This is a genomic window from Acinetobacter sp. DMC2 (assembly GCF_056314305.1).
Genome location: NZ_JBQUYP010000003.1, coordinates 38,351 through 57,240 on the forward strand (window position 1 = coordinate 38,351; position 18,890 = coordinate 57,240).

17 protein-coding genes and 1 tRNA gene are annotated in these 18,890 nt (G+C 34.3%); 4 read left to right on the forward strand and 14 right to left on the reverse strand.

All coding sequences use genetic code 11. The annotated features are described in order from the left end of the window. Positions 1-5: 5 nt before the first annotated feature. Entirely contained in the window at positions 6-1,319 is a 1,314-nt protein-coding gene (locus tag ACT53H_RS06955) for a DcaP family trimeric outer membrane transporter (protein ID WP_476008921.1), read from the reverse strand. A gap of 343 nt (positions 1,320-1,662) precedes the next feature. Between ACT53H_RS06955 and ACT53H_RS06960 the strand changes: the two genes are divergently transcribed. Beyond that, positions 1,663-2,133, forward strand: coding sequence for an Lrp/AsnC family transcriptional regulator (locus ACT53H_RS06960; protein ID WP_353155341.1), 471 nt, complete (start codon positions 1,663-1,665; stop codon positions 2,131-2,133). Between the two features lie 43 nt (positions 2,134-2,176). Here the strand turns inward: ACT53H_RS06960 and ACT53H_RS06965 are convergent, their stop codons facing one another. The 3 genes from ACT53H_RS06965 to ACT53H_RS06975 form a co-directional block, all read right to left on the reverse strand. After that, complete coding sequence (locus ACT53H_RS06965; RefSeq protein ID WP_005304550.1) at positions 2,177-2,926, reverse strand: YebC/PmpR family DNA-binding transcriptional regulator; 750 nt, start codon at positions 2,924-2,926, stop codon at positions 2,177-2,179. A 161-nt stretch (positions 2,927-3,087) separates the two neighbouring features. Then, on the reverse strand, positions 3,088-3,633 hold the full coding sequence (locus ACT53H_RS06970; RefSeq protein ID WP_004792837.1) for a 1-acyl-sn-glycerol-3-phosphate acyltransferase: 546 nt from the start codon (positions 3,631-3,633) through the stop codon (positions 3,088-3,090). 173 nt (positions 3,634-3,806) lie between these two features. Continuing rightward, on the reverse strand, positions 3,807-4,379 hold the full coding sequence (locus tag ACT53H_RS06975) for a TetR/AcrR family transcriptional regulator (protein WP_238611142.1): 573 nt from the start codon (positions 4,377-4,379) through the stop codon (positions 3,807-3,809). 277 nt (positions 4,380-4,656) lie between these two features. Here ACT53H_RS06975 and ACT53H_RS06980 point away from each other — a divergent pair, with 277 nt between their 5' ends. Then, positions 4,657-5,520 carry a heme oxygenase-like domain-containing protein gene (locus tag ACT53H_RS06980; protein WP_004792833.1) on the forward strand — a complete coding sequence of 288 codons (864 nt, stop codon included), beginning with the start codon at positions 4,657-4,659 and terminating at the stop codon, positions 5,518-5,520. Positions 5,521-5,703: 183 nt separating this feature from the next. On the opposite strand, the gene ACT53H_RS06985 is transcribed toward ACT53H_RS06980, so the two are convergent. Together ACT53H_RS06985 and ACT53H_RS06990 are read right to left on the reverse strand one after the other, a co-directional pair. Then, positions 5,704-5,780: transfer RNA gene (locus ACT53H_RS06985), tRNA-Ile, on the reverse strand. 1,184 nt (positions 5,781-6,964) lie between these two features. Next, positions 6,965-7,849, reverse strand: a complete 885-nt coding sequence (locus tag ACT53H_RS06990) for a LysR family transcriptional regulator (protein WP_476008922.1) — start codon at positions 7,847-7,849, stop codon at positions 6,965-6,967. Between the two features lie 89 nt (positions 7,850-7,938). Here ACT53H_RS06990 and ACT53H_RS06995 point away from each other — a divergent pair, with 89 nt between their 5' ends. Then, a complete protein-coding gene (locus ACT53H_RS06995; protein ID WP_476008923.1) occupies positions 7,939-8,355 on the forward strand; it encodes a PACE efflux transporter in 417 nt (138 codons plus the stop codon). A gap of 83 nt (positions 8,356-8,438) precedes the next feature. On the opposite strand, the gene ACT53H_RS07000 is transcribed toward ACT53H_RS06995, so the two are convergent. The 3 genes from ACT53H_RS07000 to ACT53H_RS07010 form a co-directional block, all read right to left on the reverse strand. Continuing rightward, positions 8,439-9,854 carry a purine-cytosine permease family protein gene (locus tag ACT53H_RS07000; RefSeq protein WP_476008924.1) on the reverse strand — a complete coding sequence of 472 codons (1,416 nt, stop codon included), beginning with the start codon at positions 9,852-9,854 and terminating at the stop codon, positions 8,439-8,441. Positions 9,855-10,099: 245 nt separating this feature from the next. Next, positions 10,100-10,564 (reverse strand): hypothetical protein, encoded by a 465-nt coding sequence (locus ACT53H_RS07005; RefSeq protein WP_151962657.1) that lies wholly within the window; start codon positions 10,562-10,564, stop codon positions 10,100-10,102. A 231-nt stretch (positions 10,565-10,795) separates the two neighbouring features. Next, positions 10,796-11,725 carry a DMT family transporter gene (locus ACT53H_RS07010; protein ID WP_174731931.1) on the reverse strand — a complete coding sequence of 310 codons (930 nt, stop codon included), beginning with the start codon at positions 11,723-11,725 and terminating at the stop codon, positions 10,796-10,798. A 94-nt stretch (positions 11,726-11,819) separates the two neighbouring features. Here ACT53H_RS07010 and ACT53H_RS07015 point away from each other — a divergent pair, with 94 nt between their 5' ends. Next, on the forward strand, positions 11,820-12,671 hold the full coding sequence (locus tag ACT53H_RS07015) for a LysR family transcriptional regulator (RefSeq protein ID WP_476008925.1): 852 nt from the start codon (positions 11,820-11,822) through the stop codon (positions 12,669-12,671). Between the two features lie 67 nt (positions 12,672-12,738). Here ACT53H_RS07015 and ACT53H_RS07020 read toward each other — a convergent pair whose 3' ends face one another. The 5 genes from ACT53H_RS07020 to ACT53H_RS07040 form a co-directional block, all read right to left on the reverse strand. Next, positions 12,739-13,365 (reverse strand): sterol desaturase family protein, encoded by a 627-nt coding sequence (locus ACT53H_RS07020; protein WP_238611146.1) that lies wholly within the window; start codon positions 13,363-13,365, stop codon positions 12,739-12,741. Positions 13,366-13,462: 97 nt separating this feature from the next. After that, a complete protein-coding gene (locus ACT53H_RS07025; RefSeq protein ID WP_353155328.1) occupies positions 13,463-14,467 on the reverse strand; it encodes an AraC family transcriptional regulator in 1,005 nt (334 codons plus the stop codon). An 88-nt stretch (positions 14,468-14,555) separates the two neighbouring features. Then, a complete protein-coding gene (locus ACT53H_RS07030; RefSeq protein WP_151962660.1) occupies positions 14,556-14,735 on the reverse strand; it encodes a hypothetical protein in 180 nt (59 codons plus the stop codon). 555 nt (positions 14,736-15,290) lie between these two features. Next, the gene (locus ACT53H_RS07035) at positions 15,291-16,310 is read right to left on the reverse strand and encodes a fimbrial protein (protein ID WP_476008926.1); all 1,020 of its coding nucleotides are present in this window, start codon (positions 16,308-16,310) and stop codon (positions 15,291-15,293) included. Continuing rightward, positions 16,307-18,847 carry a fimbria/pilus outer membrane usher protein gene (locus tag ACT53H_RS07040; RefSeq protein WP_476008927.1) on the reverse strand — a complete coding sequence of 847 codons (2,541 nt, stop codon included), beginning with the start codon at positions 18,845-18,847 and terminating at the stop codon, positions 16,307-16,309. The genes ACT53H_RS07035 and ACT53H_RS07040 overlap by 4 nt, the downstream gene beginning before the upstream one ends. Between the last annotated feature and the right edge of the window lie 43 nt (positions 18,848-18,890).

Below are 18,890 nucleotides of genomic sequence, written 5' to 3' on the forward strand. Positions count from 1 at the left end.
AATTTTTAGAAACTATATTTTGCTAATAAATTGACACGAGAGTAATCACCCTTATCGCCTGCGAAAGTTTCTCGTTGGCCATATGTATATTCTGCACCTAAATCAATATTTTTAACCGGATTCCAGATTAAATTGACCAAGGCATTATAAATTTCTTTGTTATAGCTGGTGCTGGTTAAATTGCTATTTGCATAGGTGTTATCATCTTTGTATTGAATACCGCCTATTGCAAAAGTAGAGCGGAGGATAGGGCTCCATTTCCGTTGATAGCCAATAACGGCACTATCAAATTCACCTAAATTAATATCCTGAGTTGTTGTGTCATAGGCATAAGCTGAGTTGCTATAAAGTAAATAGCGGCCATCTCCTTTAACATGATAGTAATTAGCAACCAAGCTATCTTGAGGCGTTAAATCATATTTACCACCAACGCCGACACCCCAACCAAATTTTTCTTCAGAAGTACTATCTTTGGGAGCTACACGGTTTTCATGGGCAAGACCGTGTAACTGTAATAGGCCTTTATTATCTGTAGTTTTGAAATCATATCGTGCTGTTAAAGCAGGAAAGCGGCTTCCACCGGCAGCATTACCGGCTTTTTCAACATCACCGCCTTCTAAGGCAACTAATATTTTCTGTTGTGCATTAATTGGCTGAGTGTACCGAACCTGTACTGTACGTGTAGTACCTGTACCAATAGCGCCATTAAAATCTACTGTCTCTGGTGATGTATCGGTATTTACAAAAGGTGAGGTGGTTTGACCAGCTAACCATTTACCTAAAGACATATAGGCATGGCGAACGCGGAAGGTACCATTGCCATTGTCGCCATTTCCACCCATGAAATCGGCTTCAATTTTACCGGTTAAATCTCCGTATTGGGTAGGTCGAGTAATGTCTAGACCAATTCTTGAAGTTGCGGCAGATACATTTAGTGAGTCTTGTTTCGGATCATCTTTATTTAATGGATAGTTAGCGCCATTTGAAATGCTACCATTTGAACCTTTAAAGTCATAGGTTGCATCTGCGCGGACACTACCATAAAGCTTAACTTGGGTTTGCCCATCGGTCATAGCCATCCAACCTGGTTTTGATACAGGAGGTGTAGGATTAGCTTGTGCTACGGGAATTGTTGTTGGAGCACTAACCGACAAAGCTGTTTTTTGTTGATCAGATAGTTTCTGGACGAGTTGTTTTAACTCCTTTACTTCATCACGTAAGGCGTTAACTTCTGCATCTGTAGCGGCATGCACAGGCATCGTCACGCTAATTACGCCTAAAGAACTCATTGCTAGCACTAGTGTTTTGATCTTATTCACAGGAACTCCCCGACATGGATAAAAATTTTCCTGCAAATACATAACAATAATAATGCCAACTTTAAGAATTTAGAAAAATAGTCAAATTTCTATAATTATCATTAGTCTACGTTCAAATAATGGGGCGAGTAATATCTTATATTGAAAAAAATAAATAAGGGAGTGAAATTAACTTTCTAAAATGCGCCATATGCTCCATTATTTGCACGGTTAAAATGCACATCTGCAATAAAATGTGTAAAAGGATAAACGTTTTAGCTATTTTTAAACCTTTGTATTTTAAATGCAGATGAGTTGTATAGGGTATACTGTCGTCACTGTAAAATTCTGGCTGGAGATAACAATGGAGTTAGATCGTTTTGATAAACAAATTCTAGAAATTTTGTCTCATGAAGACTTAAATTTGAATGAACTTTCAGAACGGATCAATCTGTCAGTCAGTTCTGTGCATCGCCGGATTAAGCATCTGATTGAAGCCAACATTATGGGGCAGCTCAAAAGGGAAATTAATTTTAGTAAACTTGGATTTACCTTACACATCTTATTGCAAGTTTCATTGAGTAAGCATGACACCGAAACATTTGATAAGTTTCTTTCTGAAATAGAAGCAATTCCAGAAGTGACCAATGCATTTCTCGTGACAGGGCAAAGTGCCGATTTTATTTTAGAACTTGTAGCACGTAACATGGATGACTACAGTGAAATTTTATTAAGACGTATTGGAAAAATTGACAATGTTGTTGCGCTGCATTCCAGCTTTGTTATTAAAAAATATAATGTTTTTAATTGTTATAATTTACTCAATAAACTATAAAAAAACGCACCATTAGGTGCGTTTTTTAATTCAAATGTTTGATTTAGGCATCAAGTTGAGCCAAAACCTCATCTGTGAACTCAACGTTAGTATAAACGTTTTGTACATCATCAAGATCTTCAAACATATCAATCATTTTAAGAATTTGTTTTGCTTGGTCGACATCAGTAATTTCAGCTTTAGTTGATGGACTCATAACCACTTCAGCGTTGTCAGATTTTAAACCAGCAGCAGTGAGAGCATCTTGAACTTCACCAAAAGTTTCTGGTGAAGTGATTACCAAAATTTCATCTTCTGAAACTTCAATATCTTCAGCACCAGCTTCTAGAGCAATTTCCATGATTTTGTCTTCTAAAGAAACATCTTCAAAAGTAATTTCACCACGTTTAGTAAATAGATAAGCAACAGAACCCGCAGTTCCTAGGTTACCATTCGTTTTACTAAAACAGTGACGTACATCTGGTACTGTACGGTTTAAGTTATCTGTCATTGTCTCAACAAGAACAGCAACACCGCCAACACCATAACCTTCGTAAGTTACTTCTTTTAAATCATCATTATCTTCACCACCGGCACCACGTTGGATTGCACGGTTGATGGTGTCACGTGTCATATTAACTGAAAGAGCTTTTTCAACTACTGCACGCAAACGAGGGTTACTAGCAGCATCTCCACCACCAAGTTTGGCAGCAGTCACAATTTCACGAATATATTTAGTAAAAACTTTACCGCGACTTGCATCTTGTTTCGCTTTACGATGCTTAATATTGGCCCATTTAGAATGACCCGCCATGGACGTGAACTCCAAAAAAAGAAAATGCAAAAGTGCTGGAATATTAGCATAGGCTTGGTTTTGTTGAAAACTGTTGCCCTGCGTTTTGTTAGCCAATTGAATAAGAATAATAACGTTAAGGCCTAATGAGTGAGATTAGGCCGAATCAAATCCAATTTGATCTAGTTAATTTTGACATCTATGTCAAATTGCGCATATAGCTCTTTAATGGTTTCTAAATCTTTTTGTAAGTCTGTTGGATAAATTTTGCCTAGAATCCCGCCTTGTTTGCTTCGGGCGTTGGCATACATGAGTACAATTGGAACATTGGCAGCTTTCGCAATATGCCAAAAACCTGTACGGATAGGTTTACGTTCTGAACCATCTTTCGCCCGAGTAGCTTCTGGAGCAATCACCAAGTTAAAAGTTTCATGAGTTTGAAATTGTTCAACCATTTGAGAAACAATATCTTTACTCGCTTTGCGATCAACTGGAATGCCACCAAGTTTTTCTAAAACTGGCTTAAGGGGACCCTTAAAAAGTTCTTTCTTTATTAAAGTATGAATCTTAATGTCTAAAATTTGGAAGAGAGCAATAGAGAGCACTGCATCTAGATTTGAGGTATGTTCAAATCCAATAATAACTTGTTTTTTTTCAAGAATTTTAGGATCTACATTATAGGTCCAACCAGCAGCTTTAAAGATAGAGTTAGCTAGAAATTTTTTCATAGATCAGTGCAAGGTGATAAATTTGCAGGATTCTAATATGAGTTTGTAAAAAAGCCTAGAAAAATTATGAAAGCTAAAGTAGCCAATTAAAAATGAACATTATCTAAGCTTGAAGATTTAAAAAGTTCTTTTTTATTTTTCTTTAAACATAATAAACTTAGATAATTTAAAAATTAAGAAATCTGTTGAGGTATTTCTTCATTAATTAAAAACTCAATATACTGCCAAATTTTTTCAGCATTAATTAGTTTTTTATCTGTTGTTCCATCAATAATCATCCCATCAATAATAGAAATAATGATATGAGTAAGGGGAGTAGGGTTTTCTATACCTAATTGAGTGAGCTGATCTTGTAATAAATGAGTTAACCACTTTGTATACTCGTAAAATGGTTCACGGATTGAAGTATATTGTTTAGATACTTCAATAAATGCTTTTTTAAATAAGCAACCATTAAATGTTTCGCTATTGATCCATTCAATATACCAATTAAAAATAATATGAATTTTCTCAAGCGGGTTAGCATCTTGACGTAAATTTAATTGTTCATTAATTGAATTTTGAATATTTAAGTTTCTATGTTGCAAACACTCCATAATTAAATTTTCTTTTGAAGGAAAATATTTATAAAAGGTCATCTTTGCAACATTAGATTCAGCAATAATACGGTCAACACCAGTTGCATTGTAGCCAATCTGATTAAATAAATTTAAAGCAGTATTTATAATATCTTCTTTTTTTGACATTACTATTCCATATAGTTAGAACTAATTATAACTTAATCGAAAAATTAAAATTTTAATATCAATGATCATAATAAAAAAAGGGCTTGGATTCAAGTTGATATTGTGATAATGATTATCATTAACATAAGTTTTTTTTAATTTTCTATTTGATTTCGTACGATTTTAATTCTAATATGGATTGATAAGGGAACATATTTAAATATTAATTTAAGTCATTGTTTTTATAATAAAATATGTAAAAATCGATCAGGCTTCAATAAGTTTAATGAGAGTAGATATGCCTAAGAAATTTGAGAATTTTAATAACCCTAGAAAGAAAGCACTCGCAGGGATGAAGCAAAGCATTTCTACCGAACTATGGGAAAAAAATTTAGACTTTTTGACCCGATTAAGAGAAAAAATTGCTAAGCATGCGGTATCACATCATCCAGCAATTGATATTTTAAATAACGGAGAAATTAATAAAGAAAATTTAAAAAAAATACACTTAGAATACCGCCATGCAATCGTACAAACTTTTACTGATGCATTGCTCATGGCCCAATTTCAAACTAAACAACTAGAGCCAAGATTGCATGCTGGTGCGAAAATGTTTCCGCGTTTTCTTTTGAGCCTAAATATTTTTGATGAGTTTGGATTTCGTCCTGGTTTAGACAAAGATGGTTATTATCAGGGAAATCCTGAATATGCTCACTATCCTTTATTTGAAGATGTATTAAATGATTTTGGTATTACAGAACAAGATCGTTTGACTTATCAGCCGACTGAAATTGCAGATCAAGTTAGAGTGTTTTTAGAAAATGCTTATGATGACTATAAAGCTGTTTCAGCCTTATTAGCAGTCGCAGAAGAAGAGGTGATTCTTTATAGTCCACCGTTACGTAAAGCGACTAAAGCTGTAGGTTTAGAGGTAGAGGGTGGTGGCTATTATCATGTACATGGTATTTCTGAAGATGAAAGTGCCGAAGCCGCAGATGATGATCATGAAGAAGACTTATGGTATGTCTTAATGCAAGCTTGTACGGAAGAAGATTATAACTATATCGAAAAGTTATGCTTAGAGTATTGTGATTTATGGGAAAAATTTTGGGATGCTCAATTAGAACATACAGAACTTATGCGGAAGAAAATCTTAGCTTAATAGAAGAAATAGAAGTATTGAGTTTAGAAAAAACGTATTTTAAAGCAGTTAAAATTTTAAGATAAAATAAAATTTACATTTTGATAATTAAATTTTTTATATTGTTTATAACGGTAAAACGAATTCTATTGAGATAACCATTAAAAAAACCTCATAAACTTTTTAGTTTATGAGGTTTGTATTTGGTGGGCCCACCGTGACTTGAACACGGGACCAACGGATTATGAGTCCGCTGCTCTAACCAACTGAGCTATAGGCCCTATAAGACAGAAAAGCTTTAAATCTCAAGGCCTTTCAGTGCGTGCAATACTAATCAATTTTTTAATCAAACACAAGTCATTTTCTAAACTAGGCGTATACAAGACCCAAAAAATATTGTGTTATTTTGGTTAAATATTACGAGCGAGAGTGATTCTAGCGTATGAGTACTTCATGAGTAAAGTGAACTTAGTTATTTATCGATCAATTAGAACTTATGCCAGTCAGAAGTTTATAGTGATTGGGTTTTAGTTAATTATCCATTCGAATAGTTAATTCTTTTAAAACATCTTTTGTTTGAAAAATAATCAAATTTCAGGTTGATTGAATATTGCTTAAAATGTGAGCAAAGATGGTTTTTCAAAAAAGTTTACAAACATAATTTATACATTTATGTCTTACGCAGAATTTATAAATATTTGTTCAATAACGACTATAGAATATTCTAAATAAACTTAATTTAAGAAATATTTATCTACGCTAAATATTTAGAAAACGTACAACTTTATAAAATCATATTTATAGAATGATGTACTCTTATCATAGTCAATTCTATATCATTTTAATGAGGGTTATTCTTTGCAGTCTAATAGTTACTGTAATAAATCTAATGAAAGTAATTAATTTTTTGAGTAAGATAAATCTAAAATTCTAATTAATTTTCAAAAAATAAGAGTACAAAGATAATATTTATGAAATTAATTTTGTTTAGGGCATAGGAAAAAAATCCATAAGCTTTAACGAGGAAATACAAAAAAATAAGGGAGCAAATTGAGCCTCCTTAAAATTAAGACCTTTATCTGATTTTATTAAAAATTAGAAGTTTTTAGGTGGGGTAATTGGAAGTTTTTTTAATTGAAATTTCTTTCTTTCTCTCATGTGTTTTCTATACAAAACTTAAAGTGTGACTACTTTCACGCTCGATACAAATGATTGTATTTTATTGAATTTATTCTTGACTAAAATGCTAGGTTTTAATAAAGTACAAATGTATTTTCCCAAAATAAAAAACTATTGCTTAGTCCTGAAATACAGTAAGAAGCCTACTTTTTAAAGTAGGCTTCTTGCTTTTTGTAATATAGAGAAAATAGGTTAGAGCAATAATCTAAATTTTAAAAGTAAGTATATATAATCAGGAATAAATCTATAGAAAGATCATGTGTGTTCATAGCTACAGTATAAGAAATTATAAATTTTCTTGAATAATCTGAATGAGTTCTCGAGCCGCTTTAGATAAGGGGCGGTCTTGAAGCCAAATTAAGTAAATGGATAGAGGTAAATGATTTTTAGTATTTTTAAAATCTAAAAGAACTAAATGACCTTGATCAATTTTTTCTTGTACTAATGATAAGGGGAAATTTCCCCAACCGAGTCCTGCTTCAACCATATTAATTGCTGTTTGTAGACTATTCGTTTTCCAGTACATAGCACCAATAATTGATCGAGAATCAGTCATTTCATGGTCGCTACTCGCCACTACAATTTGTCTAATATTGATTAACTCTTCAATAGAAAAATGCTTTGTTTTTTCTTGTAGAAGAGCATGACTAGACGAGATAGTAGCAACAACTGTTTCAGTCTTTACTAATTGTAGATTTTCACGCATTTTTATATTGAGGTCTGAACCCGCTAAGCAAAGACTAATTTCTTCCCTATAAAGTAAATTCAGGATGTCATCTTGAGGTGCAGTAATAACCTCTATATTTAGTAAGGGGAATTTATCAGCTAACTTTTTTATTGAAGAAAATAATAGTTTTGTATTTACATCTGAGACCACACCAATACGTAATTTACTCTCTAGTCCTAAAGAAAGTTCGTGGGCATGAGTACTAAATAGTCTAAGTTGTTCAGAAATAATTCGTGCTTGAGGTTCCAAAGCTAATGCGGTAGGTGTAGGAATGACCTTGCGTGGAGTACGTTCAAATAAGGTGTAACCCAATTCTGCTTCTAGATTAGCAACCGCCATACTGACTGCTGAGGGGACTCGATTTAGTTTACGGGCGGCTGCAGAGAAAGAGCCTGTATCAAGTACAGTAATAAAGAGTTCAATATTTTCACTATTAAAATTCATTTTGATATCAGTAGAACTGAAAGCTATTAACTTTATATATGATTTTGACTGAAATTAAAATATAAAGAATTAATTAGAGTTTGCCTATTATGCAAGGTGTAAAGCGTCGAATTGTCTATGTTTCTTCTTATGAACTTATCGGAATGATTATTTCATCAGTAGGTTTAGCGATTTTGGCAGGTGATAGTGTTGAACATACAGGACCACTCTCTGTCATGATTACGACCATCGCTGTAACTTGGAATTTTATCTACAATATTTTATATGAGAAGTGGGAGGCTAGACAAAGCAGTAATGTTCGTACAGTTAAGCGTAGAGTTGGACATGCGATTGGTTTCCAGCTTACCTTAGTTCTATTTTTGATTCCTCTTATTGCATGGTGGATGGATATTTCTCTGATTGCTGCTTTTTGGTTAGATGTAGCTTTTATTATCATTATTCCTATCTATACTTTTATATTTAATTGGAGCTTTGATAAGTTATTTGGATTGCCTGTTTCGGCATAAGCTAAAGCATTGCAAGAATAGTCACTAAATCAGCTTAATAAGCTATCAAGGTGTGTGACTTTGATAGCTTATCTCTAGTTTAATTATTTGATTTGATCAATGACTAACTGTTTTGAAAACTTAAGTTGAGCTTTCTTGGCGAAAATATAATAAATCACTGCTGTAGAGATCAGTCCTACCAGCCAGGATAAGTCGATCCCTCCTAACATTGCAGCAATTTGTCCCGTATAAAATTTACTATCAATAAAGGGTAGTTGGATCAAAATACCGAGAAAGTAGCAGGTGATACCAAGTCGATTCCAACGGCCATATTTTCCATTTGGATCATAGAGCGCATCTACATCACATCCTTCTTTAGAGATAAAGTAGTAATCAACCAGATTAATAGCACTCCATGGAATAAAGAATGTAAGTAAAAACAAAATAAATGCTTTAAAAGCACTTAAAAAAGTATGTTCACCTATAATTGCAATAAAAGTCGAAATCACAACCATAGCAAGGACAATGAGTAATCTTGTTATTTTTGAGATTTGATTTGTCGATTTGAAACTATTCCAAACAGTAGCAATGCACATAAAACTACCGTAAGCATTTAAGGTTGTCAGAGTAACTTTACCAAAAGCGATACTAAAATATAAAAAGGTCACGACGAGGGCAATTGGATTCATACCCACAACATATTGAACTTCATTTCCGACAAAATTGCCGTTTGCGACTTGAGCAATCAAAAGACCTAAGCTCATAGAAATTTGTGAACCCAATAGAGAACCTAAACCAACGGCCCAAAATACACGAGATGAAGATGTTTTAGTAGGAAGATAACGGGAATAGTCTGCAACATAAGGTCCAAAAGAGATTTGCCAAGAAGCAGAAAGTGAAACTGCTAACAAAAATGAAGACCAACTAAAATGACGTACTGCTAAGAGTTGAGAAAAATCAGAAAGTGCTAAAATTTGAGTCAAAATAATCACAAAAGCGATCAAACCAATAATACTGGCTACTTTGCCTACCAAATGAATTAAACGATATCCAATCGTTGCAAATATAATGATTAAACATGCATAAATTAAGATACCAGTTGTATTACTGACATGTGCTAGATGTGCAATTGCTTTACCGGCTAATACCTCTCCAGTTGCGGTAAAGCCAATATACATGAGGCAAACAAGTATGATTGGAATACAAGCACCATATACCCCAAATTGCACACGGCTTGAAATCATTTGAGGAAGGCCAAGTTTAGGACCTTGGGCGGCATGTAGTGCCATAACGGCAGCACCAAAACATTGTCCCACGAATAAACCAATAATAGACCAAAAAACATCCCCGCCTAATACAACTGCTAATGCACCGGTCACAATGGCTGTGATTTGTAAATTAGCACCAAACCAGAGGGTGAATTGAGCAAATACTCCGCCATGTCTTTCATTTTCTGGAATAAAATCAATGCTTCGGTTTTCAATAAAACTACTATTTGCTTTCTCAGCCGATGAGTCCATTTCACTCTCCTTGTCCTTTAAGAGTTCACTCTATTTTTATTAATTCAATCTTTGTACAAACAAATACAAACATGTATATACAAGTAATTTAAAGAATAATCAAACAATTTTTGAGGCTGTAAAAGCTAAAAGTAGCTTAAATAATTCATAGATAAATAGAAAAAGTATTTGACGAATTTTATTTTTTAAAAAGTTAAATAATAGAAAAATAATATATAAAAAAGCCCTCTATAGAGGGCTCAACTTTATGCGTTAGCATCTAAAACGATTTGGAAATAAGTAGGAAGTTCAGAAAATTGCACGAGTTGGGTTTTATCTTCTTGCTTAAAATAATATTGATAATTTGGAGTTTCTAAATGGTTATCTAGATATTGTGTTGCATCAGTAAACTGTGCTTTTGCAATAGGCTTATCTTTTTTGCATTTAATAATAACGGGATTTACAGAGTTTAATTTTACAGGAACACCATTTTCAAATTTAGCAGTTTCAATCAATAAGGAAATTTTGAAATCTCCGAAGGTTACACAAAAATGACCTCCATTTTCTGTCTTAATTTCACGGTCAGAGAAAAGATCCTTAAATAAATTCTTTAGAGATTCTCTATGCTTATCTAAGGCAACTTGAAATTCATGATCTCGTTGCTCGATCTTTTCTTGCTCTTCTTGTAGCAATTTGGCTTGCTTTTCAATTGTTGTAAAATCCAGCTTCATTTTAATATCTCCTTTGGTTGTTTTAAAACTATATATGGCAATCTTTTATTAAGTTTTAAAGAAACATACAGTATTTGTTACAACGGAATAATTAAGATGAGCTTTTGTATAAGCCATTACAAAGGTAAGAATATATTTGAAAATATAAGAACTTAAAGAAATTATTATTATTTTATATTTGAAAACGCTGCTACATATTAGTGATAGATTTTTAATGTAGCAGCATATTTCTTATTTTGTACAATGTTTTGCCAGAAGTGGAGTACTTTTAATTTTTAAAAAACCTCCGCTACTCATGACACCAAGCATCACCAAAGCTGTTCCTACCAACTGCCAGATATTAAGGGTCTGCCCAGCAAGCAAAGCAATTATCATACTGAACACTGGTACAAAGTTAAAAAATACCGAAGCGCGGCCAGCACCTAACTTTTGTATACCATTAAACCAGAATAAATAAGCAATCATGGTAGAGCAGATCACCACATATCCCATGGCTAAATGTGTATTTACAGGTGCAGATGCAATGGCTGAAAGAGGATTTTCAAATATCACACTTAACAAACCAAGTGTTATTGCCCCAAACATCATAGAAAAAGTCGTTGTTTCTAGCGGCGTAGCATTTTTTACATAACGACGAGACAGCACATTTGCGAAACAAAATCCAAATGCACCCAATAATATAAATAGATCTCCAATGTCTATTTTGAGGTGAAGTAAAGTTGTTATGTGGCCCTGACTAATCACAAGTAACACACCACTTAAGCCGAATAAAACGCCTAAAAATTTACTAGTGGTAAGTTTTTCACCATCTAACATGATTGTCATTAATAGAGTCATTAACGGTGTAGTTGCCATAATTAGAGCACCATTCACGGCAGATGTCGTTTGCAATCCATAAAAACAGCCTATGTTGAAGCCTGCAATTCCAATTACCCCAATCACAAGGTAGATAACTAAATTCTGGCTTAAGGCTGCCCATCTTAGTTGGCCTGTTATTGAAAAGATCAGAAGTAACGCTAGGCTTGCAATTGAAAACCGTTCAGATGCAGCAGATAGCGGAGGCATATGTTGAATAATATAAGACATTGCATTAAATGCTGATCCCCAAAAAAACATTGTTAAGACAACACCAGCATAGGCATACGCCACCGTTCTGTTCATGGACAGGCTCCCATCAAGAAAGGTTTTATTCTGGGCAATTACATGAAGGTGTACAATTCCATATTAATACACTTCTAATGTGAAAATTTGCACAATGATCGATTGGGAAAATTTACATTACTTTTCAGTTTTTACAGAAGAAAAGTCACTGTCAGCTGCTGCCCGAAAATTGGGAGTAGATCATGCAACTGTATCTAGAAGAATTGCCCAGCTAGAACAAAACTTAAAACTTAAATTAGTTGATCGTAGACCACGTACCTACATCCTAACTCCTGATGGTGAACGTCTTGCACAGGTGGTTGCTCGTATGATGGAAGAAACTTTTTCAATTGAACGTTTAACTCAGGCTGGTCAGCAAGAAGTGATGGGAAGTGTTTCTATTAGTATGCCTCCTTTAACTGCAGCACATCTCATCATGCCTCATCTGGGCAGATTTTATCGTTATTACCCTCAATTAAAATTGCGCGTGCTCGGTGATGTTCATTATGTTTCTTTACAACATAGTGAGGCTGATATTGCGGTAAGATTTGGCCGTCCTAAAGATGAAAGTTTAGTAGCTCGTAAAGTAGGGGAAATACCCTTTGGAATATATGCTAGTCCAAATTATTTGGCTTCAACAGCTCCTGAAAATTATGAATGGATTAGTGTAGAAGTAGGGGGAGTACATGGTCAAAAACAGCAGAAGTTAAAAGAAAGATTAGATCATAAAGAACCCATAATGGTGACCAACCATCCTGAGTTACAGTGGAGAGCTGCATGTGGAGAAGTGGGTTTAGCGGTCTTACCGGATTTTTTAGGCGCTATTAGCAATTTAGTTAGATTACAAGATGATTATCCGATGAGTGCTGAAATTTGGTTAGTTACACATGAAGATTTACGGCATAGTCCAGCTATCCGAGTAGTAATGGATTTTCTTATGTCTTGTTTTGAGCCTTTTAAAGTCTAATCTCTTAATTGCGATCCATTTATATAAAAGCTGCTGGAGTCCGCAGCTTTTATATTTGGATAAAATTTTAAGACAAACTAACTTCTATTCCTTTACGTAAATTAGATTGGTCTTGATCGGAGTTTAAAACAATCTTGGTATACGATTTGGCAAGTATGCGTCGAGCAGCAAAATTAATCGGTTTTTCTAACAACTTTGGTAATTTGATACCTAAAGGATTACTTTCAGTTTGAGACACTTCTGTCGTGACCCGAGTTCCCATAATATAGTCAAACCAAGGTTTGGTAACGCACCAGTTAGCATTTTGATTGCTCGTCATATGATGATCATAGTGCCAAGGGATACGTTTCTTTGCATATTCTGGGTCTAAATGAGCCTTTGAATGTACACGCCAATAATTCCATAAGCCATAATAAAGCCCGGCAGTAAAAAAGGGTGCTACAGGTAAAAAAATAGTAGCGGCCCCAGCTAACCCAAGCAGAGCTGTTTTTTCGTTATACATTTCAGCATTTTTAAACATTGATTCGGCATAACCTTCATCTTGAAAGCTATTTAAACGAGCACGCTTATGATGCGCGATATGGGTGAAAAAAGGACTATTACGGTACTGACTTGGATATTCATGTAACCAAACTTTATGAAAGTACCATTCAAGACCATTTGCAACAAAAATACCTACAGGGAGTCCGAGCATATTAATCACTTCTCATCAATTACAATTTAAAGCTATTCTAAAAGAAGGAAGTTTTATCTCTTTGACCTAATAGGCAGCAGAATAATTGCCTTTAGAATCAATTTGACTGTTTTTGTTTGCGCTGGCGATATGCGCTTGGAGTTTCACCACTCCAACGTTTAAAAGCCCGTGTAAATGCTGAGGGTTCAGAAAAACCGGTCAAATAAACAATCTGATCAATAGTTTCTTGGGTGTGTGCTAGCAAGCGTCTAGCAAGTTTTTCCCGATGTTGGTTTAAAATTTTCTCATAATTGGTATTTATTGCTTGTAAATCAGCACGCAGAGTACGTGGGTTACGATTTAATTTCTCAGCAATAAATTTTTGATCGAATTCTCCCGATTCGAGTAGCCCATTGCTGAGTAAGCGCTCAATTTCATAAACAAGTTGATGTTTTTCTAAAGTTGATAGTTGTTGTTCAGCAATTGTTTCATGAATTTTTAATAATTCAGGTTCAGCTGCTGGTGATGTTTTATTTAATAACGCACTAGGAAAAATTATAGCGCCTTGATTTGTATTTAAAATTACGGGACAATTCCAAGCTTCTTGATAATCGCTAGCTGAAGCACCTTGTTGATAAGATAAAGTAATTTGACTAGGTCTAAACTCGTTATTTGTAATATATTTAAAAAAATTAAGAAAAATACCAATTCCACACTCAAGGTAATGTCTTACGGGATGTTCAAAACCAGATAATATTGCTTCATCTTCTTTAACTGTTAATTTTAAATCAAATACATCTGTAAGTATGGCCTGATATCTTAGAGCACGTTGCAAACCCTCACCGAAAGTTGAACTACTCAAAAATAGATATTCAATTACCAAGCCTCTGAAGGATGGCATTTGCCTACCGACATGCAGACCAATGTCTGTATCTTGGCTAATTTTTTCAGCAGCTGTCCAAAACCGTTGTTGGGTAGAATTATCTCTACGAATATTTTTATCGGGTGGTTGATTGGGTAAATTTACACTTGCAAAAATAGATGCGGCATCTAAACCCATCTTTTGCATAGTCTGATAAGTCATCAATAAAAAAATTCCAGCATCTGAAGAACTTTTTGACATATTTTGATTACAACCATCCCTATAGACTATATGGCGCATTCAATCATGATTTTAGTATTGATGCTATATCCTAGAAATTCATAATATTTTAATTATCTGGAAAGAAACCAGCATCTTCACGTGCTTGCTTTAAAGCTAAGACAAAGCAGGTTAATAAAAGTAAACCTATAAAGAAAAGAAAAAGATCGATCTTACTAATCGCAAAACCTATACTTGTAGCGCCTAGACTTAGTAATAAGATACATAATATTTTCCAAAAAATGAGCATGTTACGTTCTGATAAAAAGTCTAAGGATATTATTTGTAATTGAAGGGGAATTCTAAATTTATTTATGTTTTTTTTATTATAAATTATGTAATTCATTAAAATTTTAATTTTTATGGTTTTAATCTAAATTTATGAAAATAAATGGATTTTTGTTTTTTTTAGGCTTAGTGAGTGAATTTTAATTTTTCTTAAAATTAAGTTTTTATTAATTAATAGAATGATAATTCTTTAGAAACACTATAAAATAGTGCTCATGAATTAAATTTATTTTTTTAATTTAGTTAAAACAATATGTTATGTTGGTTATTAGAATATTTGTTAAAAAAAAGACTTGATCTTTAAGCTGTTTTTTGAAATTATAGTCATGCAAATTGTGATCTATTTCCCACAATTTGTATTTCAGGTTAAGTGGTTATCACTAATGCTCATTTGCTATTTTTGCTTATGAGCATTTTTTTATGTGATTTTTTAATAGAACTACAAAGTTCTAAAAATTAGCCTTTTAGTTCCCTTATTAGTATTAAGCTTACTTGATTAGTAGTTTTATAGAGAATATTAATCATATTGAATCGTCACCGTCGCTGTGGCTTTAACCTCACCTGCGGTCACATTGGTGGCGGTCTGATAATAACGAGCAGTTAAAGGAATATCATATTCAACAGTTTGGTTGGAACTCACGCTACCTATATTGAGTTTGGTTGCTTTTTGAATCGGATTATTTGCTCCATTCAGATTCCATAACAGCTCAACACCAACACCGTTAGCTTTTATTGAATTCGCAGCACTGTTGTTAATCACCTGATTATTGGATGTATCAGAATTATAATCAAAACTTAAGCTGATCGTATTGCTCGTAGCGATACCAGAGTTGTTTTCGCCACCATTACATAAGATCGATAGATTAAAATTCTGTTCCCCTTGGGTTGACCCAATCGTTCTAAAGCCTGATTTCATCACGGTTGGAAGTTGAACTGGTGAATCTACACCATTTTGAATTTCACAAGATGAAGATGCAATAAGAATAGGGGCATTACTTAATACAGTAGTGGTTAAAAATGGGCGGTTCTGTTGCCCTGATACGTAATAGGTACTGTAACGGCCTGCAACTAGGGCTCCAGAACCAGTTGTCATAGCAGTTTTAATAACTTCCATAACAAAATATCCTGGGGAAAGTGTATATGTTTGATTGGGTGTTAATGTACGTCTATAAGGATAATATCCTGAAAAATCTGAAGCATCGGCAGCTTCACGATAAAGACGAATACCAATACCTGGAATATTGGTAGCATAAACATTATTGCCTATAGCACTAATTGGATAATTTAAGGGGAGAGCTGCAATAATTTGATCACTTGCACGGCTACATGTTGCACTTGAGTTATTTGGAGAGATTGAAAAAGTATTCCTTTGTAATATGGTTCCTATAGGATCTGTTGGTTTTACTACGATTTTACCTATCGTCATTGGAATATCGACAGTGGTAAATCCTTTACTTAAAGTACAATTTGCATTTGTATGGTTATAAGCAAATAGACTCACCGCTAAAAATCCAATTTTTTTTAAAATATTATTCATTTACAGACTGCCTTTGTCATAATAATTGGTTGGTTGTTATGCTTTATTTGATCCGCTATATCGTATTCAATCTCGCATTTTTCAGTACTCGTATTTCCCCATTTCACATATAAACGGTCATGGATTAAGGGTGTTCGTAAATAAATGCGACTACCTTGTGCGACAATGCCTATTACTTCGTTATTCTGGTTATATACCTGTGCGGCAAAAGGTAGATGTGAACCATCCAATGTTGTTGTACTAATAAAAAGTGCATAACCTTTTTTTGTTGAGAATTGGACTTTAGTGATTGAGCCTGCATAAGGGGCGATACGTAAGCTACTTTCAGCTAGCTCAACTTGTGTAGACATATTTTGCGGGTCAAGGCTAATGTCATTCATACGGTAGGGTGTAACATACGGAATAACGGCATATCCGTTTTTGTTAATACTTAGCCCAGGTGTATTACCGACTTGTGCTCCTGTCGCATCTGGCGCATAGACCAACACCATGGTTTGGGCTTGATCTGGCCCAAACAAAATTCCTTGTGAATGTGCAACAACATTGCCACTAAAGCTAAGCATTTCTTGTTGGTATGAATCTGCATGACTGAATGAAGCACCAAGTGTTGTATAGTTTGTTTTATAGGTACCATTAATATTTAAGTTGGTTTGATCATGGTCCTGATTAGAAATTGATGCGCCGTAGTTTAAGCGATTTCCTGAAAAGCCACTGAAGCTTAAAATCTGACTGTCGTCACCAATAACATTATTAAAAGTTAGAGAATTTTTCTTAAAATCTAAGGGAAAGGATAGGGACGCTAGGTATTGAGTATCTTGGCCAGCCCGCCCATCAGCTTCGGTAATCTCGCTGCTCATTGCAGATAAACTATAAGTTAAATCTTTAAATTGATTGCTATAACCTAATTGGAACTGTTTATTGGTCTTGGGTTGATTCCAATAATTTATCCATGAACCAACTAGGTAGAAATTTCCCCATTGCTTTGGAAGCACCTGATTTAAAGTAATCTGAAATTCACTTTTTTGTTTGCCTACGGAAAGGCTATCAATATTTTGCTTTTGTAAATCTTGAATTAAAATTGCATCACGCAATTTGAGGTAGTTTTCTGTTGAATAGCGATAAGTCGCTAATGTTAAATTAGTATTTGTTGGGGAAAATAACTTACTGTAGCTTAAACGATAGCTTTGTCCTGTCATTTTAGGTTGATGATCAAACTCAGTTTTTGACTGGGTTGCATCAAAAGAAATCGCTCCAATAGGTGTTGAAAAAGCTGTACCTAGTAAGAGTGAGAGATACTGTTGTGTTGCTTGAACTGCACTGTAAGTTGTGAAGTAATTATTAATTCCTCGTTGATATTTACCTTGTATTAGCCAAGGATTTAGGCCAAGGTTTGAATCTCTAAATTGCCCTAAAGTGAAAGAGTATCGACTCATTTGCGGGCGTAGCATTTCGACGACAGAAGCATAGGGAATAGAGAATTTCTGAATTACGCCATTAGATTCAATTACCGAAACTTCTAGCTCGCCTCCAAATCCTGTTGGGTAAAGATCATTAATTTCAAAGTTTCCGGGCGGTACTGTTGTTTGATAAATTAAGTTGCCTTGTTGCCTAACCTCGACTTTCGCATTGGTTTTTGCATAACCTCTCACTCTGGGAGCATAACCGAGCATACTGTTTGGAAGCATTCGGTCATCACTTGAAATATTTACACCGCGATATGGTAAAGAATCGATAAAATCACTATTAGTAAAATAATCGCCTAAAGTCACAACACCATGAATCTGGGGAAAGGCCTTTTGTACATATGTATTTGTTGATGTATAAGAAGAATTATTGGATTGAGAGCTGGACTGGCTTTGCCATTTCCATTGTCCATTATGGCGAAATTGCCAACTCGCTAAATTTGCTCCGAGATTAGTTCCCATAAAAGCATATGCACTTTCATGTTGTTCGTTAACTATTCGATAAGCAGTCGCGTTATATGTCAAAAAAGCTGCATTAATTCCTCGATCCCAAAGATGTGGATCGATATAGCCCTGTGCATTTTTTTCTAATGTGACTTGGGGGATAGAGATATCAATTCTTAAACGAGAACTATCAAATAAATAAAAAGCATTATCTATCCAATGACCTAGTGCATCACAAGAAAGAGAGGATGTATGAGAATGTTGGCTAAGCACATCAGCTTTTACACCATATTCTAGTAACATGGTTTCTGTAAAACAGGTTTCAGCATTTACGTTAGGAGAGCTGGCATTAAAGCGCATGCGTCGTTTACCCAACCATTGACCATTAATATAGACATCTAAGCTATATTCACCAGCTAAGATGGGGTTTCCATATTTGAAACGACCAATATCAATTTTTTGTGCATTACCTACTAAAAAATTGCTATCAAATTCTGCTTTTGAGAAACCTGAAACATCAACATTATTTTGTGCATATGCTGCCAAAGGTATAAATAAAGCAATACTTAAGGCCACATAATAAGTAAAAGGGCTTTTTAAACATATATAAGGTATAAACCATTTAGACATAGTTTTAGAGCCTATTCATGATAGGTATTTAGGTTTTTTTAGT

Excerpts from the sequence above, each read along its gene's own strand:
- ACT53H_RS06970 (WP_004792837.1), bottom strand. The coding sequence starts at position 3,633 with ATGAAAAAATTTCTAGCTAACTCTATCTTTAAAGCTGCTGGTTGGACC.
- ACT53H_RS06990 (WP_476008922.1), bottom strand. The coding sequence starts at position 7,849 with ATGAATTTTAATAGTGAAAATATTGAACTCTTTATTACTGTACTTGAT.
- ACT53H_RS07035 (WP_476008926.1), bottom strand. The coding sequence starts at position 16,310 with ATGAATAATATTTTAAAAAAAATTGGATTTTTAGCGGTGAGTCTATTT.
- ACT53H_RS07030 (WP_151962660.1), bottom strand. The coding sequence starts at position 14,735 with ATGCTCATTTTTTGGAAAATATTATGTATCTTATTACTAAGTCTAGGC.
- ACT53H_RS06965 (WP_005304550.1), bottom strand. The coding sequence starts at position 2,926 with ATGGCGGGTCATTCTAAATGGGCCAATATTAAGCATCGTAAAGCGAAA.
- ACT53H_RS06995 (WP_476008923.1), top strand. The coding sequence starts at position 7,939 with ATGCAAGGTGTAAAGCGTCGAATTGTCTATGTTTCTTCTTATGAACTT.
- ACT53H_RS07015 (WP_476008925.1), top strand. The coding sequence starts at position 11,820 with ATGATCGATTGGGAAAATTTACATTACTTTTCAGTTTTTACAGAAGAA.
- ACT53H_RS07025 (WP_353155328.1), bottom strand. The coding sequence starts at position 14,467 with ATGTCAAAAAGTTCTTCAGATGCTGGAATTTTTTTATTGATGACTTAT.
- ACT53H_RS07005 (WP_151962657.1), bottom strand. The coding sequence starts at position 10,564 with ATGAAGCTGGATTTTACAACAATTGAAAAGCAAGCCAAATTGCTACAA.
- ACT53H_RS07020 (WP_238611146.1), bottom strand. The coding sequence starts at position 13,365 with ATGCTCGGACTCCCTGTAGGTATTTTTGTTGCAAATGGTCTTGAATGG.
- ACT53H_RS06960 (WP_353155341.1), top strand. The coding sequence starts at position 1,663 with ATGGAGTTAGATCGTTTTGATAAACAAATTCTAGAAATTTTGTCTCAT.
- ACT53H_RS06980 (WP_004792833.1), top strand. The coding sequence starts at position 4,657 with ATGCCTAAGAAATTTGAGAATTTTAATAACCCTAGAAAGAAAGCACTC.
- ACT53H_RS07040 (WP_476008927.1), bottom strand. The coding sequence starts at position 18,847 with ATGTCTAAATGGTTTATACCTTATATATGTTTAAAAAGCCCTTTTACT.
- ACT53H_RS07000 (WP_476008924.1), bottom strand. The coding sequence starts at position 9,854 with ATGGACTCATCGGCTGAGAAAGCAAATAGTAGTTTTATTGAAAACCGA.
- ACT53H_RS07010 (WP_174731931.1), bottom strand. The coding sequence starts at position 11,725 with ATGAACAGAACGGTGGCGTATGCCTATGCTGGTGTTGTCTTAACAATG.
- ACT53H_RS06975 (WP_238611142.1), bottom strand. The coding sequence starts at position 4,379 with ATGTCAAAAAAAGAAGATATTATAAATACTGCTTTAAATTTATTTAAT.